General features: G+C 38.5%; 15 protein-coding genes. 9 read left to right on the top strand and 6 right to left on the bottom strand.

The window, feature by feature from the left end; all coding sequences use genetic code 11:
* Positions 1-43: 43 nt before the first annotated feature.
* The 3 genes from G3I01_RS01500 (at position 44) to G3I01_RS01490 (ending at position 5665) form a co-directional block, all read left to right on the top strand.
* Positions 44-2536: a DUF5686 and carboxypeptidase-like regulatory domain-containing protein gene (locus G3I01_RS01500; RefSeq protein ID WP_219550490.1), complete on the top strand. Its 2493-nt coding sequence runs from the start codon at positions 44-46 to the stop codon at positions 2534-2536.
* Positions 2537-2604: 68 nt separating this feature from the next.
* A complete protein-coding gene (locus G3I01_RS01495; protein ID WP_108170287.1) occupies positions 2605-3117 on the top strand; it encodes an inorganic diphosphatase in 513 nt (170 codons plus the stop codon).
* A gap of 133 nt (positions 3118-3250) precedes the next feature.
* Positions 3251-5665: a sodium-translocating pyrophosphatase gene (locus G3I01_RS01490; RefSeq protein ID WP_219550489.1), complete on the top strand. Its 2415-nt coding sequence runs from the start codon at positions 3251-3253 to the stop codon at positions 5663-5665.
* Positions 5666-5716: 51 nt separating this feature from the next.
* Here G3I01_RS01490 and G3I01_RS01485 read toward each other — a convergent pair whose 3' ends face one another.
* Positions 5717-6184 (bottom strand): hypothetical protein, encoded by a 468-nt coding sequence (locus G3I01_RS01485; protein ID WP_219550488.1) that lies wholly within the window; start codon positions 6182-6184, stop codon positions 5717-5719.
* 321 nt (positions 6185-6505) lie between these two features.
* Between G3I01_RS01485 and G3I01_RS01480 the strand changes: the two genes are divergently transcribed.
* From G3I01_RS01480 to G3I01_RS01465, 4 genes are all read left to right on the top strand, one after another.
* Positions 6506-6754: a Rho termination factor N-terminal domain-containing protein gene (locus G3I01_RS01480; RefSeq protein WP_219550487.1), complete on the top strand. Its 249-nt coding sequence runs from the start codon at positions 6506-6508 to the stop codon at positions 6752-6754.
* A 1-nt stretch (position 6755) separates the two neighbouring features.
* Positions 6756-7532 (top strand): Ku protein, encoded by a 777-nt coding sequence (locus G3I01_RS01475; RefSeq protein ID WP_219550486.1) that lies wholly within the window; start codon positions 6756-6758, stop codon positions 7530-7532.
* 2 nt (positions 7533-7534) lie between these two features.
* On the top strand, positions 7535-9946 hold the full coding sequence (gene ligD / locus G3I01_RS01470) for a DNA ligase D (protein ID WP_219550485.1): 2412 nt from the start codon (positions 7535-7537) through the stop codon (positions 9944-9946).
* Between the two features lie 82 nt (positions 9947-10028).
* Entirely contained in the window at positions 10029-11066 is a 1038-nt protein-coding gene (locus G3I01_RS01465; protein ID WP_219550484.1) for a phosphatase domain-containing protein, read from the top strand.
* A gap of 68 nt (positions 11067-11134) precedes the next feature.
* Here the strand turns inward: G3I01_RS01465 and G3I01_RS01460 are convergent, their stop codons facing one another.
* The gene (locus G3I01_RS01460) at positions 11135-11803 is read right to left on the bottom strand and encodes a sterol desaturase family protein (protein ID WP_219550483.1); all 669 of its coding nucleotides are present in this window, start codon (positions 11801-11803) and stop codon (positions 11135-11137) included.
* Positions 11804-11815: 12 nt separating this feature from the next.
* Positions 11816-12430 carry a deoxynucleoside kinase gene (locus G3I01_RS01455; protein ID WP_219550482.1) on the bottom strand — a complete coding sequence of 205 codons (615 nt, stop codon included), beginning with the start codon at positions 12428-12430 and terminating at the stop codon, positions 11816-11818.
* 180 nt (positions 12431-12610) lie between these two features.
* On the opposite strand from G3I01_RS01455, the gene G3I01_RS01450 reads away from it, so the two are divergent.
* On the top strand, positions 12611-13564 hold the full coding sequence (locus G3I01_RS01450) for a DUF302 domain-containing protein (RefSeq protein WP_219550481.1): 954 nt from the start codon (positions 12611-12613) through the stop codon (positions 13562-13564).
* On the opposite strand, the gene G3I01_RS01445 is transcribed toward G3I01_RS01450, so the two are convergent.
* The 3 genes from G3I01_RS01445 to G3I01_RS01435 are packed head-to-tail and all read right to left on the bottom strand — an operon-like array spanning position 13561 to position 16076.
* Positions 13561-13911: a DUF6122 family protein gene (locus G3I01_RS01445; protein ID WP_257710675.1), complete on the bottom strand. Its 351-nt coding sequence runs from the start codon at positions 13909-13911 to the stop codon at positions 13561-13563. The two genes, G3I01_RS01450 and G3I01_RS01445, sit on opposite strands and share 4 nt — an antisense overlap.
* A 15-nt stretch (positions 13912-13926) precedes the next feature.
* Entirely contained in the window at positions 13927-14268 is a 342-nt protein-coding gene (locus tag G3I01_RS01440; protein ID WP_219550480.1) for a DUF202 domain-containing protein, read from the bottom strand.
* 2 nt (positions 14269-14270) lie between these two features.
* Complete coding sequence (locus tag G3I01_RS01435) at positions 14271-16076, bottom strand: SLC13 family permease (protein ID WP_219550479.1); 1806 nt, start codon at positions 16074-16076, stop codon at positions 14271-14273.
* Positions 16077-16178: 102 nt separating this feature from the next.
* On the opposite strand from G3I01_RS01435, the gene G3I01_RS01430 reads away from it, so the two are divergent.
* Positions 16179-16691 (top strand): DinB family protein, encoded by a 513-nt coding sequence (locus tag G3I01_RS01430; protein ID WP_219550477.1) that lies wholly within the window; start codon positions 16179-16181, stop codon positions 16689-16691.

The raw sequence follows: 16691 nt of genomic DNA, 5'->3' as shown, positions 1-16691 counted from the left end.
TTTGAAACTTCATCTTTAGGATGAAGTTTTTTTTTATCCAATAATGAACAAACTTTCATATTTAATACTTTTTATATTTTTCGGATTTAACCTTGTAAATGCTCAAACCAAGGTTGGTGGTATCGTGAATGATAGCTCCGGGAAAACCGTCCCATTTGCCAATGTGGTATTTGCAAATTCAAGTAGCGGTACCACTACCAACGAGGATGGAGAATTCTATCTTCAAACCGATCAGAACTTTGATACTATTGTAGTGTCTTTTATAGGTTACAAGACCTTAGAGGTTCCATTGAAAAGTTCAGTTAATTTAAATATGAAGATCACCCTGGAGGAGGAAGCTGCCAGCCTGGATGAAGTGGTGATCTATCGGGGTAAAACTTCAAAAAAGAATAATCCGGCAATAGATATTCTTAAGAAGGTCTGGGCTAACAGAAGGAGTAATGGGGTAAGAGCCTTCGATCAATATTCATATAAGGAGTATGAAAAACTTGAATTCGATATTAATACCATAGATAGTACGCTTATTGAAAGCAGGATTTTCAATGGTATGGAGTTCATCTTTGATTATGCCGATACCAATAAGGTAACCGGAAAGACCTATCTGCCGATGTTTATCAATGAATCGGTAAGTGAAGTTTATGGTGACAACGTCATTAATGAAAAAAAAGAGGTTTTATTAGGGAATAAGAATTCCGGATTTAGCCAGAACAGGAATCTCATAGATTACGTAAAGGATATCTATGACGATTATGATATCTACAAGAACTATATCAAATTTTTCGATAAGAGTTTTGTAAGTCCAATTTCCACTACGGGAATCGACACCTATAATTATGTATTGTCTGATAGTGCTTATATCGATAATAAATGGTGTTATAATATAGTCTACTACCCGCGTCGCGAAAATGAGCTCACCTTTAAGGGGGATTTCTGGGTGAACGATACTACCTGGGCTGTGAAGAATATTAATCTTGAGACCACAAAGGATGTAAATATCAACTGGATCAAACAGGTTTATATTGAGCAGGATTTTAAGGTTTTAAGTGATTCCATTTTTCTGATCACCAAAGACTTTTTTATGGCCGATTTTGGTTTGAACAAAAAGAAAAGTTCCCGTGGGATCTATGCCAAAAGAACTCTGTTATATGACGAATATGAATTCAATCAGGAGAAACCGGCATCCTTTTATCAGCAACCGGTTTATAATCCACAATCTGTAGCTTATAACAGGAGCGAAGAATTCTGGGCAGAGAATCGACTTGAAGAGTTGAACAAGGACGAAGAAGGAGTTTATGTGATGCTGGATAGTCTTACCAAGACGAGGGCTTTTAACAGGCTATACGATATCGCTACGGTGATCCAGTCGGGTTATGTTGAATTTGATGGCTGGGATTACGGGCCTGTTTATTCTACTTTCGGATTTAATGATGTGGAAGGCGTGCGAACCAGGTTTGGAGGAAGAACTTATTTTGGGCAGAATGATCCATGGAGAATAGAGGCTTATGGAGCCTATGGCTTTGAAGATAATAAATTTAAATATGGGATTGCAGGAAAGGTTCTGCTGGATCCAAAGTCGAGATTGATCATTGGAGGAGGGAACAGGCGTGATGTAGAACAGCTTGGTACCAGTCTAACCAATTCAACAGACGTGCTTGGTAGAAGCCTTGCATCCTCCTCACTTCTAAATGTTGGAGATAACGATAAACTAAGCTCGATCAATCTAAGTGTTTTTGCCGTAGAACTGGAACCACTTAAGAATTTCACTGTAAGGTTTGGTGCGAATTACAGGGAATTAAAACCGGCGTCGCCAGAATTCAGCCTCGATTATTATGTTGATGAAGAAAGAACGATAATCGATTCTGAGATCAACCAAACAGAATTTTCAACTATCCTAACCTGGATGCCGGGAAGAAAGGTTTCAGGTTTTGGGGTGGAAAGGAACGTGGTGAACGAAGAGGATTTTCCAACCTTGTTCCTTAACTACAGTCTTGGGGTCAAGGATATTTTTAATAGCGATTTTGATTATAAGAAACTTCAGTTTTTCTATAATCAACCGTTGCTAATTGGTGGGTTTGGTAGATCAAACGTTAGTTTGGAAGCTGGAAAGACATTTGGTGCTGTTCCTCTTGGACTGCTGAGTGTGGTTCCGGGTAACCAGACCTATTTCGCTTTATATAATACCTTTCCAACCCTTGATTTCTATGAATTTGTGACCGATGGCTACGCGGCTGTCCATCTGGATCATAATTTTAACGGAAGATTATTTTCAAGAATTCCGCTTTTGCGTGAATTGAACCTGAGAGAGTTAATTGGTTTCAGGGCAGTCTATGGTGATATTTCAGAAGAAAGCAAAAGGATAGATGCCTCTGGTTTACCGCTGATAGCTCCAGATTCAGACCCCTTCTATGAATATAGTTTCGGGATTGGTAACATCTTTAAGGTTCTGAGATTTGATGTTCATTTTAGAGGTAATTATTTCGATAATCCCGATGCCAGATCCATGGCTTTTACAATTGATTTCGGATTTCACTTTTAGTTAATGATTTAGATATCAGAAATAACTATATTTGCAGCCCTTAATTTTAATGAAGAAAATAAAGAAAAATGTCTGATACTTTTGATGTATTGATCGAGATCCCGAAAGGGAGTAGAAACAAATATGAATACGATTTTGAACTGAAAAAAGTTCGTTACGACAGGATGATCTTCTCTTCGATGATGTATCCTGCAGATTATGGGTTTATTCCCAATACTTTAGCCCTGGATGAAGATCCGCTTGATGTACTTGTACTGGTGACTGAGCCTACTTTCCCGGGGATTGTTATGGAGGTTAAACCAATAGGTGTTTTCCATATGGCAGATGAAAAAGGACCGGATGAGAAGATCATCTGTGTACCGGTTTCAGATCCTATCTGGAACAGATTGAATGACCTTAAAGAACTGAATGGCCACATGATCAAGGAGATCGAGCATTTCTTTAAAGTTTATAAGGATCTTGAGAAGAAAAAAGTTGATACTGGTGATTTTGGAGATGCTAATGAAGCAAGAGAGATCATTAGACAATGTGTAGAGCGATTTGAGAATTATGAAGGTGATAAATCTCGCTTCGGTATATAATCCTAAATATTTCTTATAAATATTGATATATTAAAAGCAATAACCTTAAAAAGTTATTGCTTTTTTAATTATTGCTGAATTTACTACATTAGCTGGCATTAATAAATAATTAACAAATTAACCTAGCTAAAATATGGAAGCAATAATGATTTATATGCCTGCAGTGCTGGCAATAATCGGACTCATTTATATGTGGGTCAAAAGATCCTGGGTAATGAAACAGGACGCCGGTGACGGTAAAATGAAAGAGATTTCGTCTCATATCTATGAAGGTGCTCTCGCCTTTTTAAAAGCAGAATATAAATTATTGACTCTTTTCGTGATAGGCGCTAGTATCGCATTGGCTGCCATCGCTTATTTTGTCCCCACTACCCACTATTTAATAATCGTAGCATTTATTTTTGGAGCCTTTTTCTCGGCCCTTGCAGGAAATATGGGGATGAAGATTGCTACCCAGACCAATGTTAGAACCACACAGGCTGCTAAAACCAGTTTGCCAAAAGCCTTAAATGTGTCTTTTGGAGGAGGAACCGTTATGGGACTTGGAGTTGCTGGTCTGGCTGTTTTAGGTCTAACCGGATTTTTTATTCTATTCTTTAATTATTTCATGGGAGGAGAATGGACCAATACAGAACAAATGACCATTGTTCTTGAAACTCTTGCGGGATTCTCCTTAGGTGCTGAATCTATAGCATTATTTGCCCGGGTAGGCGGAGGGATCTATACAAAAGCGGCAGATGTAGGAGCCGATCTAGTTGGAAAAGTTGAAGCTGGTATCCCGGAAGACGATCCAAGAAACCCTGCAACAATCGCAGATAACGTGGGAGATAACGTTGGTGATGTAGCTGGGATGGGAGCCGACCTTTTCGGTAGTTACGTAGCGACCGTTCTTGCCGCCATGGTTCTTGGAAATTATATCATCAAAGACATGGGTGGAGATATAACTTCAGAAGGTTTTGGAGGTATTGGGCCTATCCTTTTACCAATGGCTATTGCCGGTGCCGGGATCATAATTTCTATTATAGGAACCTTATTGGTAAGGATTAAATCTAATGACGCTAAGGAAGCTGAGGTTCAGAAAGCTTTGAATATTGGGAACTGGGTTTCCATTATCCTAGTGGCTATCGCAAGTTACTTTTTAGTGACCTGGATGTTACCCGCTAATTCCATGACTATGGGATTCTTTGTTGGTGGACAGGAAGGTTTCGAAATGAAAACTATAAGTTCATTAAACGTATTTTACGCTTCTCTTGTTGGTATTATCGTAGGAGGAGTAATTTCTGCAGTGACTGAATATTATACTGGGCTTGGTAAAAAACCCGTCATGAGCATTGTACAGAACTCCAGCACAGGGGCTGCAACCAATATAATCGCCGGGCTTTCTACCGGGATGATCTCAACATTTTATTCAATTTTATTATTTGCCATTGCGATCTGGGCATCTTATGCCTTTGCAGGATTTTATGGAGTTGCTTTGGCGGCTTCGGCTATGATGGCAACTACTGCAATGCAATTGGCGATCGATGCTTTTGGTCCTATTGCAGATAACGCTGGAGGAATCGCAGAAATGAGCGAGCAAGACCCAATTGTAAGAGAGCGTACAGATATTCTGGATTCTGTAGGTAATACAACCGCGGCAACCGGAAAAGGTTTCGCTATCGCTTCGGCTGCGCTTACCTCGCTGGCTTTATTCGCAGCTTATGTGACCTTTACCGGGATAGATGGGATCAATATTTTCAAAGCGCCTGTACTTGCCATGCTATTTGTGGGAGGAATGGTGCCGGTAGTTTTTTCTGCTCTTGCCATGAGCTCGGTAGGGAAAGCAGCCATGCAAATGGTGCGTGAGGTAAGACGACAATTCAAGGAAATTCCAGGAATTATGGAAGGAACCGGTAAACCGGAATACGATAAATGTGTGGCTATTTCTACGGAAGCCGCGCTGAAGGAAATGTTATTACCTGGAGTTATCACTATTGGGTTCCCAATTTTGATCGCTTTTCTACCAATGTTGTTCGGTTACGAGAATATGCTAATTGCTGAAATGCTTGGTGGATATATGGCTGGAGTGACCGTTAGCGGTGTCCTATGGGCGATTTTTCAGAATAATGCTGGTGGTGCCTGGGACAATGCCAAAAAATCTTTTGAGGCAGGTGTAATGATCAACGGTGAGATGACCTATAAAGGATCTGATGCGCATAAAGCCGCGGTTACCGGTGATACCGTTGGAGATCCTTTTAAAGATACTTCAGGGCCATCAATGAATATTCTAATAAAACTTACCTGTCTTATTGGTCTTGTGATCGCTCCAATTCTGGGAGGTCATACTGAAGGAGATATTCCTAACCTGGATGAAACAGTGATGGTTTCTGAAGGGACAGATTCAAATTTGATTTCCAAAGAAGTGAAAATGGAGAAGAAGTCTGAAGACGACTACGTGACAGCTTATGTTGTGGTGACAAGAACTGTGAAGGGTGAAGAACTTACAGAAACCTTTGAATTTGAAGGCACAGAAGCTGAAGTAAGAAGTAAAGTGAAAGAAATTAAATAATTCTCTATTGTTGAAATAATTAAAACCTCTGCCTTGAAAGCAGAGGTTTTTTTATGCGATAGGAAATTTGGTAAGAGTCATGTTATTCATTTTTTTCAGGTTTTCCTTGACCTGGTACCGATGCTTTAAAAATATTTCTCTTACACAAGCATGGCTGGTCTTAGACAGGTATTTGGTATACTTTTGTAGACTCTTGGATTCTCGCTCATGTATATCGGCGTATCTCTGAAACATTTTATATTTTAAAAAATGCTTAGATAATTCACACTTCTTTCTTTTATAAAAAGAAAGCATTTGAGGATCTTTGGTAGGTGAAATTTCTCTTTTGATTTGTTCGATCTTATCCTCGATCTCATCTAGAAAATTCAATTTTTGTTTATACAATTGGTAATAAAAGTTCCTAAGCACCAGGCGCTTTTCTTTATCTGCTGCGATCTTATATAAATAAGTGCTTTTTTTATTGAATACCCGTTGCTTTTCCAGTAACTCAATTGTCTTTTTCTTCTCCAATCTGTGCATAGCTCTTCCTCCAACGAATTGATTTTTTCTTATATTTTTCCAGAATTTAGTTACTTAGTAAATGTAGTTTTCGAGGTGTTTTTTCGCTAGTGATTTAACCTTATTAACTAAATTTTACATTTTTGAAAATTGCTGGTAGACTTTAATTTTTCCGACCTCAAGAAATATGTGGATTTTGAAGAGCTCTAATTTTCACATTTTCTTAAAAAATGTTTAAGGGTGTTAAAATTCTGCGTTAAACTCTAGTTAATCACATTTCTCACTTTTTAGGATCATAACCGAAATCGTAATTTTAGTAGGTAACCAATAAATATTAGCATCATGGCAAAAGATCACGGACCACAGATCAAGAATGACGAGCAATACGAAGAATTACGGGATAAAGGTATGAGTAAGGAAAAGGCAGCCAGAATTGCCAATGATTCAAATTCCGGAGAAAAAGGAGGGAGTTCTAAGAAATATGAAAATAGAACCAAGGAAGAATTATATGAAAAGGCTAAGGAAATCGGGATCGAAGGGAGAAGCGAAATGACCAAAGAGCAACTTATCAAGGCCCTTAGAAACCATTAGGATGAGATCGATCTGGAATGGCTCAATAAGTTTCGGACTGGTTTCTATACCAGTAAAACTTTACTCAGGTTCTGAAGACAGAAAACTCGACCTGGATATGTTAGACAGGCGCGATACCGGCCGAATAAGGTATAAAAGAGTTAATGAAGATACCGGTAAGGAAGTAGAATGGAAAGATATTGTAAAAGGCTTTAAACAGGAAGATGGTTATGTAGTCCTGGAGAAAGAGGATTTTGAAAAGGCCAATATGAAGAAGAGTAAAACCATCGATATAGAAGAATTTATTGATGAGGAGGCAGTTGCCGATGTTCTTTTTAAAAAGCCTTATTTCCTGGAACCTCAAAAGGATGGAAAGAAATCTTATAATCTCTTACGTGATGCTCTAAAAAAAACTGAAAAACTTGGTGTAGCCACATTTGTTATGCGGCAAAAGGAGCACTTAAGTCTTGTTGGAGTTTATAAAAATGCCCTGGTCTTACATGTGATAAGATTTGCGGATGAGATCAGAGATCCAGGCGATCTCAAATTATCTAAAACAAAGGTTACAAAGAAAGAAGTGGATATGGCTGTTTCCCTTATTGATCAATACACGACCGACTTCGATTTTAAGAAGTACAAGGACATTTATAATGATCAATTAATGAAGATCATTAATTCCAAAGCAACCGGTAAAAAAGCTAAGGTGGAGGAGTTTGAAAGTAAACCTACCCCAGCAAAAGATCTTATGTCTCAACTGAAGGCCAGCCTGGAGAAAAAGAAAAAAGGTAAAGCTTCCTGATAATGGGACTCGAAGATTACATCAAGAAAAGAAATTTTGAGGATACTCCTGAACCTTCTGGCGAAATCAATAACGAAAATAAGGGTCGATTCGTTATTCAAAGGCACAAAGCGAGCAGACTGCATTATGATCTTCGCCTGGAGATGGACGGTGTTTTAAAAAGCTGGGCGGTACCCAAAGGGCCGTCCATGAATCCTACAGATAAACGGTTGGCAATACAAACCGAGGATCACCCTATTAAATATTTAAGTTTTCAAGGGACTATTCCTAAGGGAAATTACGGCGCCGGTGAAATGAAGATCTGGGATGAGGGTACCTACAAAACTGCTGTGGATAAGGAATTGATGAAACAGCATGAAGAGGGAAATATCAAAGTTATTTTCTCCGGAACAAAATTAAAAGGAGAATTTGCCTTAGTTCATACAAAAAGGGGAAAGGAAGAAAATCAGTGGTTACTCATAAAGAAAAAAGATTCCTATTCTACAGATCTTAACTATGATGCAGAATTTTACAAAGGTTCTACGAAATCTAATACAGAAGCCAGGGTTAGGGAATTAAATCCCCGAGCTACCGTAAAACCTATGCTTGCAACCATAAAAAAAAAGATCTTTAATGATCCCGGTTGGATCTTTGAGTTGAAATGGGACGGGTACAGGATGATCGCCAATATTGAAAACTCTGAGGTTTCAATTCGTTCCAGAAACGGTATCTCTTATAATTCCAAATTCCCCAATCTGGTGAAAGATCTGGAATTAATTCCTCACGATGTGATCCTGGATGGGGAGGTTGTAGTATTGGATAAAAAGGGGTTGCCATTGTTCCAGGAACTTCAAAATTATGATTCTTCAACTAAAGGTAGTCTTAAATTCTATGTGTTCGATATGCTCTACCTTAATGGTCATAGTATGCTGGAACTTCCGCTTTTGGAAAGAAAAAGTCTGATTCCTGAAGTTCTTGAAGATACTGTGATCACAGAATATTGCGATCACATAGAAGGAATGGGAACAGCTTTCTATAACAAGGCTGTTGAAGCTGGAATGGAAGGTGTAATTGCGAAAAAAGCAGATTCTACGTATAACCCAGGTTCCCGGTCTGAAAAATGGTTGAAAGTAAAGGCGCATGAAAGTATGGAAGCTCTAATCTGTGGATATACAGATTCTGAAGGCTCCATTTTTGGATCCTTAATTCTCGGTGCAGAAAAGGATGGCAAGCTTACCTATGTTGGAAATTGTGGTACTGGCTTTTCTAATAGTCAGCAGAAAGAACTTCATAAAAAAATGAAGGAGCTTAAAACGGTGAAAAGTCCATTCTCTAAAGATCCGAATTTAAAAGGAAGAAAAGCGAACTGGATATTACCTGAGTTGATCTGTGAGATCATTTTTTCTGAATGGACTAAGGCAGGCAGAATGCGTCATCCTGTTTATAAAGGTCTTAGGGAAGATAAGATAGCGACGGAAATTACAGTAGAGCAGAACAAAACGGAGAAAAATCTGCCCGATAAAAGATCTTCCAATGCCTTGGAAATCAATGGTAATCTGGTAAATTTTACTAACCTCGATAAAATATACTGGCCAGATTCAGGTTTACGCAAGTATGATCTGATAGATTACTATCTAAAGATTTCAGAATATATTCTACCTTATCTTAAAGACAGACCCGAGAATCTGCATCGACATCCTAATGGCATTAAACGCCAGGGATTCTACCAGAAGGATAATGAAGGACTTCTGGAAAAGTGGATTAAAACAACCAGGATCTACTCAAAATCCTCAGATAAGAATATCGAATATCTTCTATGCCAGAATGAGGCCAGCCTTTTGTATATGGCAAATTTAGGTTGTATAGAGATTAATCCCTGGAATTCTAGAATTGGCAATCTGGAAAATCCTGATTATGCGGTCATAGACCTGGACCCTTCAGATAAGAATTCATTTGATGAAGTGATAGACGTAGCTTTAATTGCCCGGGAAATACTTGATTCCGCTGCAATTGATTCTTGTTGTAAAACTTCAGGTTCTACAGGACTTCATATCTATATACCTCTTGACGCCAAGTATACTTATGAAGAAGCTCGGGATTTCACTAAACTTATCTGCTACTTTATTCAGGAAAGAACAAAAAAGCTTACCAGCATGGAACGCGCGGTGAACAACCGGAAGGGTAAAATTTATCTTGATTATCTACAGAACAGACGTGGGCAGACTTTAGCTGCTCCTTATTGTGTGAGACCCAGGAAAGGTGCTCCTGTTTCTGCACCCATCGAATGGGAGGAGTTAAAATCAGGCTTGAAGATCACAGATTTTAATCTTAGAAACATGCCGGAAAGGTTAGAGCAGAAGGGAGATATTTTTGAGAGGATACTTGGTGATGGAATTGATATGGAAGCTGCCCTGAATAGGCTGAATGAGCTCTAGATATTAAATGTTTTATAAATCTTCGCCCTGAAATTAAGGGTTTTCAGAATAAAACCTAAATTGGAAGAAACCACCAACCTTAATGCAAAAACGTTTCAAGAAATTTTTAGGCAGATACAAGAATCTGGATCAGGTTTACGTGCTGCCATATAGAAGTTATGGTACTTATTCTCATTTATATGTAAAAGGTCGGGTTCTGGACAATGAACCTCTGCATATTGTAAAAGATCAGTCTATCTGGAAAACGATAAAGAACACCTGGAAACAATTTGACAGTTTTGAGATTCCTGATGCGAAAATGCAATTGATCGTAAAAGATAAAGTAGATCTTAACGGTATCACTAACGACGAGGGTTACTTTCTTTTTGATAAGACCATAGAAGAAAACCTTTCTGAACATGCAGACAAGGAAGGCTGGTTAAATTACCAGGTTTATTATAAAGAAGAACTTTCTGCTAAAACCGAATTAATAAATCATCCAGCCGAGGGTGAATTCCTAGTGCCGCCGGTAGATGCTGAATATGGGGTGATAAGCGATATAGATGATACTATCCTGCAAACTGGCGTTACCTCATTTTTGAAATTACGATTGCTGAAGAATTCGTTGCTTACCAATGCTTATGAAAGAATTCCGTTCAAAGGTGCTCCAGGTCTGTATCAAAAAATGCATGAGGGGATAACAGGAGAATCAAAAAATCCTATATTTTACCTGAGTAACAGTCCTTGGAATTTATATGAATATTTGAAATTATTCCTTGATCATAATGGCTTCCCAAAAGGGCCAATTTTGCTACGCGATTTTGTAACTCCTTTTGACCGCTCGCTAAAACCTGAAAAGCCACATAAACAAAAAGAGATCACCAATATTCTTAATACCTATCCAGATATGAAATTCATTCTTATTGGTGATAGTGGTGAACATGACGCAAGTATATATACAGATATTGCGGCCCAATATTCAGACAGGATACTTGCGATCTATCTAAGAAGTGTAAAGCATAAGAAACGTATGGACCGGGTGCGAAGCCTGATCGATAATTTTGATACCGTTCCAGTATTACTAGCAGAGAATTCTAGTGAAGCCTTAAAACACGCCAGGGAGAATAATTTCATTAAATAATAAAAACAGTTTAAAATAAAAGATCCCGGTATTTCCGGGATCTTTTATTTTATGTATGATCTTAGATCTTAGCTGGGATCAATGCTTGTTCCTACCGCAGCACGCTGACTCTTAGGTGCTTTTCTCGGCATAGTTCCGAAGATATGGTCCCATAGAGGTGAAGACACTCCAAAAGCTCTGTCCGGCTCTCTGTAATGGTGAATACTGTGATGGTGCCATAATATTTTCAGAAAATTGTTCGGCACTTTAAAAGCATGTACAGAATAGTGTACCGCAAGATACCCTGCATATCCAATTAAAAATCCTGCAAGGAATCCAAAAACATAATCTCCAAGTACCGCGCGGTAAATGATAAATAACACCGTAGAAATTACCAGGCTAAGAACCGGTGGCATTGCCAGTCTCGATTTATCTTTTGGATAATCATGATGTACCCCGTGCATGGTGTATGATAATTTCTGTTTTCTCGGAGTGGTTGCAGGGATATGGTATAGATACCTGTGCATCACATACTCAATTAAAGTAAAGAAGAAAAGACCTGCCAGAAATAAACCTATCATGGCCGGAGCCTCAAATCCTTTTTCAATTATTCCGTAATAGACCAAAGCAGTAGCAATGATTCCGAAGATAATTAGCGGAATAGATATATGGGTATGAGTTAATTTTTCTAAGATTGGGTTGTCGAACAACTTTGGAGAACCCTTATGCTTAGGTCTTTTTAGCTTTGTTGATTCCATAATATAATTCTGTTAAAAAAGTCCGTGTAACTCTCCATCGATCCGGTTGATGATATCTCCAAGGTCTTCAGGATTGTCTACAAAGTTAATATTATCTACATCAATTATCAGTAAATTGCCCTTGTCATAATTATGCACCCAGGCTTCATAACGCTCATTTAGTCGGCTTAAATAATCGATGGAGATCGTGTTTTCATAATCTCTACCGCGGCTGTGAATTTGAGCCACCAGGTTTGGGATACTACTTCTAAGATAAATAAGAAGGTCTGGTCCCTGCACCACACTTTCCATGAGATCGAAAAGTGATTTATAATTCTCAAAATCCCTGTTTGTCATCAAACCCATCGCATGAAGGTTTGGTGCAAAAATGTAGGCATCTTCATAGATCGTTCTATCCTGAATGATCTTTTTGCCGCTTTCTCTAATTTGCAATATTTGTCTGAACCTGCTATTTAAAAAATAGATCTGTAGGTTAAACGACCAGCGCTCCATTTTGTTGTAGAAGTCCTCGAGATAGGGATTCTCAAGTACATCTTCAAACTGTGGTTCCCATTTATAATGTTTAGCGAGCAATTTGGTAAGCGTGGTTTTTCCTGCACCAATATTCCCGGCGATGGCTACATGCATAATTTGATTTCTTAGGCTGAATTAAGGAGTGTAAAGATAAAATAATTGAATTAAAATGGGAGTGATAGCCTCTTCTGTGTCAATAATTTTTTAAGCTGCTTAACAAATAAGAGTTAAAAATTATTAATTAATTGATAATGAATTTATTATAAGTTTAAATTATTGATACAATCAGCCATTATGAAAAAAATTCTCCTTTTAGTAGCGATCATCTTTGTATGTGTATCCTATTCTCAAACTGGATCTGAAAGAACTGATACTAATTTCGACCAAATTCAGGGTGACAAGGAGGTTCAAATGCAAGCTGATTCATCTCCTGGCGTCAACTATGCCTTTTCTAAAGTTGATCTTCCTCAAGCCTATGATCACCTGAAGCAGAAATTGAAAAATAACGGGGGTATAGGTATTATTGCAGAAATTGATCACGCAGAGAATGCCAAATCTATAGGCGAAAAGCTAGATTATAGCAAAATAATATTCTTCGGTAACCCAAAACTTGGAACTCCGTTGATGCAGAAAAATCAGCTTGCAGGTTTAGATCTACCTCAGAAAATATTGTTCTTCCAGAATTCTAAAAAGCAGAATATGCTGCTCTTTAATAATATCGATTATTTGAGATCGCGCTACTCTCTGGAAGGAGTTCCAACTTTAGATAAAATTTCAAATGCCCTGGAAAGCCTGGTTAGTGAGGCTGCGCAAAATGTAGTTCAGCAGCCCGAAAAAATGAAGGTGAATTATAAAGAGGGTGTTGTAACCTTAGAAAGTACCCGAAGTTTTGAAGAAACTTATGCCAATTTGAAAAATGCGATTATGGTAAATCCTGGAATACATATAATGGCTGAACTGGATCACCAGCAGAATGCGAATAGAGTGGGGATGGAACTGCATCCTACCAGGATCATCATTTTCGGTAATCCAGAATTAGGCACACCGCTTATGCAGGAACAGCCAGGTATCGCTCTTGACCTTCCGCAGAAAATATTGGTTTGGGAAAATTCTGAAGGAAAGGTTTTCGTCTCTTACAACGATCCTTTTTACATAGCAAAAAGGCACTCCTTAGAAAACAAGGAAGAAATTCTGGAAAAGATCGCTGGGGCATTGTCTAAACTGGCCAATGCTGCTACTGGCAATTAAAATATATCCTGGAGACAGGTGGCACATTTAGCATAGGTCCAGATACAATCTACTAAATCTGTGAACATATGGAAGAATAGGCCAATGCAGATCAACCGTAGTATTTTATGTTTGATGAAGATCATTCCCAGTACATAACCGGTAATGGCAATTTCTGAATGTAGCGGATGAAAACCAATACTGCAGCGATCGGGATCAAACATGGGTACAGCTACTAAATGGTCCAGGTCTACCAGCATAGTTAATGCGAGAATAGCCCAGTATTTCAGCCAGTTTTTCTTATCATATAAATAAGCAATAAGGCCAATGGCCATAAAATGAAGAGAATAATGAACTATTTGCTGCAAGTAGGATCGAGGTTTTTATTGTCTTTGATTTTCCCTGTTTTCATCTGAATCATCATCTGGCTGTAAGAGTTTATTCAGTTTTCTTTCCAGTGCAATATACCTCGAAAAACCTACGATGAGAAATAGTACACAGATGAGTAAAGATAGATAACCAACCCACATAAGGCTTATTCCCTGATATTCTTTGATCTGTAATAATGCCAGTCCGCTAATTAAAAGATAGATAGATGCACGTATGTAAGAAAGTAAAGTTCTTTCATTTGCCAGTTTTGTTCTTTCCAAAGCCAGATGCTCCCGAACGAGCTTTTCATCTATTATTCTTGTTTTAAACGGGTTGTGGAGTTTTACTCTTCTCATATTCAAAAAGGAAAAAATATTGGGATCACAAAAGATGCTGCGATCCAGATGATAAAGTTAAGGGGTGTGCCGAACTTTAAGAAATCTCTGAACCTATAATTTCCCGGTGCGTACACCATTGTATTCACAGGATAACTTACCGGAGTCATAAAAGTTAGAGAGCAGGCGAACATTACCCCAATTAAAAATGGCTTTTCGCTAACCTGCATGGCGGCAGCAAGACTTATGACAATAGGGGTCATTAAGGCCGCGGCAGCCTTGCTGGAGAGGACATTCGTCGATAAAAAGGTGAAAAGGAATATTAAACTTAACGTCCAGCGAGGATCAAGCCCTCCGAGTGAATCATAAATATATTGCGAAATGATGTCTGAACCCCCAGTCTTTTCCAGGGCCTTACCCATGGAGAGTACCCCTGCGATCATAAATATGACCTTCCATTCTATTGCTTCGTACGCTTCCTGGGGTTTCAAAATGGTTAAGGTCACCAGTAAAAGACTACCAATCATAGCACTTATAAGGATGGAGGTAAGGTTAAATGCGGCGGCACTCACAACCCCAATAACAATTAGCAGAGCGGGAATCGCTTTTTTATAATCTACCTGGCGTCCCTGATATTCAGAAAGAGTAACGATCAGTTTTTCAGAAGTTAGAAGGGAAATGGCTTTTTCTGAAGCAAAAAGCAACATCATATCTCCTTCCTTCAGGACCACGTGAGACACATCTTCGGTAATGGTTTCTTTTCGATGTCTAATTGCCAGAACCGAGGCGTAATATGTACTTCTGAAATTCAGTTGCTTAATAGATCTTCCTGCAATTTCAGATCCATAAGGGATCATGACCTCATAGATCTTTTTTTCTTCGTTTAGTGGGGTAGTTTTGGGATCAATTTTATCATTCGGTTTTGAATCACCAACATTCTCCTTTTCTCCCCTTATCGATAATCCTTTTTTTACTTTTAATTTAGCAAGGTTCACGGGATCAACAAGGATCCTTACGAGATCGTTTTCCCTTAATACAGTTTCCCCGTTAATTTCATAGACCCGGTAATGTTTTCTTTTAATCCGGAGTATCTGAACCTTATAGTCATTCACAAGTTTAGATTCTGAAATGGACCTGTCTACATCATCATACTCTTTATGCAATTCGATTTCTGCCATATATTTTTCGGCCTCTTTCTTAAAACCAGCATCTTCAGGCAATCCCCGTTTTGGTAATAGAATTGGCCCCATGATGAAAATATAGGCCATCCCGATACTTAACAGGCATAAGGCAGCAAATGAAAATTCGAACATTCCGAAAGCTTCAGATCCAAGTTTTTCAGCATAACTACTTACAAGGATGTTCGTGGAAGTACCAATCAAAGTACAGGTTCCTCCAAAAAGAGCCGAAAATGAAATCGGAATAAGTAATCTAGCCGGACTTATATTTGCTTCCCGGCATACCAGAAGTGCGACGGGGATAAGAATGGCGACTACCGCAGAATCGTTTATAAATGCTGATAGAACTGCGGCCGTGGTGCTTAAAGATACCAGCGCGAGAAAATAATTGATCTTGGCAATTTTTATCAATTTAGCACTCAGCCCATCAATTATACCAGATTTAAAGACTGCCGCACTTACTACGAACATACAACCAAGAGTGATCGTAGCGGGATGGTTAAATCCGGAAAAACCTTCTTCGGGACTTAATACTCCAGATACAATAAACAACGCCATTATAACAATAGAAGTGGTATCTATGGAAAAATAATCGCGCACGAACAGAATGATTCCTATGATGATGATCGCAACCGTGAGATACAATTCCATTTGGCAACCTGTTGGTTAGTTTATATTTTGGCTTAATTAAAGATAGTATTTCTTTTATTTATTGATATAAAAAACTAAAATTCAGTAAAATAAACGGTTGAAATGAATAAGGACAAAAGATTGGAAAACTGGTTGAGGGGAAAAATAGATGGAGTTCCAGACCTGCTTCAGCCGGCAGCACACGCTCTGCTTCAAACAAAGGAAGAAGCATCGATCTATCTTGAGGATTTTCCATCTCACCTTCTTTGGGAAAAACCGGCAGGGAGAGCTTCGGTGGGTTTCCATCTTCAGCATATTACCGGTGTTACCAACCGACTTATCACCTATGCTAAGGGACATCAATTAGATGATGAGCAGTTGAATTATTTAAAAAGGGAGGGTATTCCTGATCATGATCTAAGCCTTTCTGTCCTTCTTGAAAATCTGAACAATTCTATAGATGAAGCAATAGAATATCTTAAGGTTTTGCAGAATGAGGACCTAACAAGAAAGGTTGAAATTGGTAGAAAAAAGATTGAATCTACTTTAATAGGTGTTTTATTTCATGCCGCGGAACATTCCCAAAGGCATATTGGCCAGATGCTGGTAACCATATCTGTAGTTAAAGCGGGATAA

This window comes from Gramella sp. MT6, assembly GCF_019357415.1.
Classification (GTDB): domain Bacteria; phylum Bacteroidota; class Bacteroidia; order Flavobacteriales; family Flavobacteriaceae; genus Christiangramia.
The sequence above is the reverse complement of the archived record's forward strand: the minus strand, read 5'-3'. Positions and strand labels throughout refer to the sequence as shown.

Coding starts and splice junctions, on each gene's coding strand:
- G3I01_RS01500 (WP_219550490.1), top strand. CDS start 44: ATGAACAAACTTTCATATTTAATACTTTTTATATTTTTCGGATTTAAC.
- G3I01_RS01495 (WP_108170287.1), top strand. CDS start 2,605: ATGTCTGATACTTTTGATGTATTGATCGAGATCCCGAAAGGGAGTAGA.
- G3I01_RS01490 (WP_219550489.1), top strand. CDS start 3,251: ATGGAAGCAATAATGATTTATATGCCTGCAGTGCTGGCAATAATCGGA.
- G3I01_RS01485 (WP_219550488.1), bottom strand. CDS start 6,184: ATGCACAGATTGGAGAAGAAAAAGACAATTGAGTTACTGGAAAAGCAA.
- G3I01_RS01480 (WP_219550487.1), top strand. CDS start 6,506: ATGGCAAAAGATCACGGACCACAGATCAAGAATGACGAGCAATACGAA.
- G3I01_RS01475 (WP_219550486.1), top strand. CDS start 6,756: ATGAGATCGATCTGGAATGGCTCAATAAGTTTCGGACTGGTTTCTATA.
- ligD (WP_219550485.1), top strand. CDS start 7,535: ATGGGACTCGAAGATTACATCAAGAAAAGAAATTTTGAGGATACTCCT.
- G3I01_RS01465 (WP_219550484.1), top strand. CDS start 10,029: ATGCAAAAACGTTTCAAGAAATTTTTAGGCAGATACAAGAATCTGGAT.
- G3I01_RS01460 (WP_219550483.1), bottom strand. CDS start 11,803: ATGGAATCAACAAAGCTAAAAAGACCTAAGCATAAGGGTTCTCCAAAG.
- G3I01_RS01455 (WP_219550482.1), bottom strand. CDS start 12,430: ATGCATGTAGCCATCGCCGGGAATATTGGTGCAGGAAAAACCACGCTT.
- G3I01_RS01450 (WP_219550481.1), top strand. CDS start 12,611: ATGAAAAAAATTCTCCTTTTAGTAGCGATCATCTTTGTATGTGTATCC.
- G3I01_RS01440 (WP_219550480.1), bottom strand. CDS start 14,268: ATGAGAAGAGTAAAACTCCACAACCCGTTTAAAACAAGAATAATAGAT.
- G3I01_RS01435 (WP_219550479.1), bottom strand. CDS start 16,076: ATGGAATTGTATCTCACGGTTGCGATCATCATCATAGGAATCATTCTG.
- G3I01_RS01430 (WP_219550477.1), top strand. CDS start 16,179: ATGAATAAGGACAAAAGATTGGAAAACTGGTTGAGGGGAAAAATAGAT.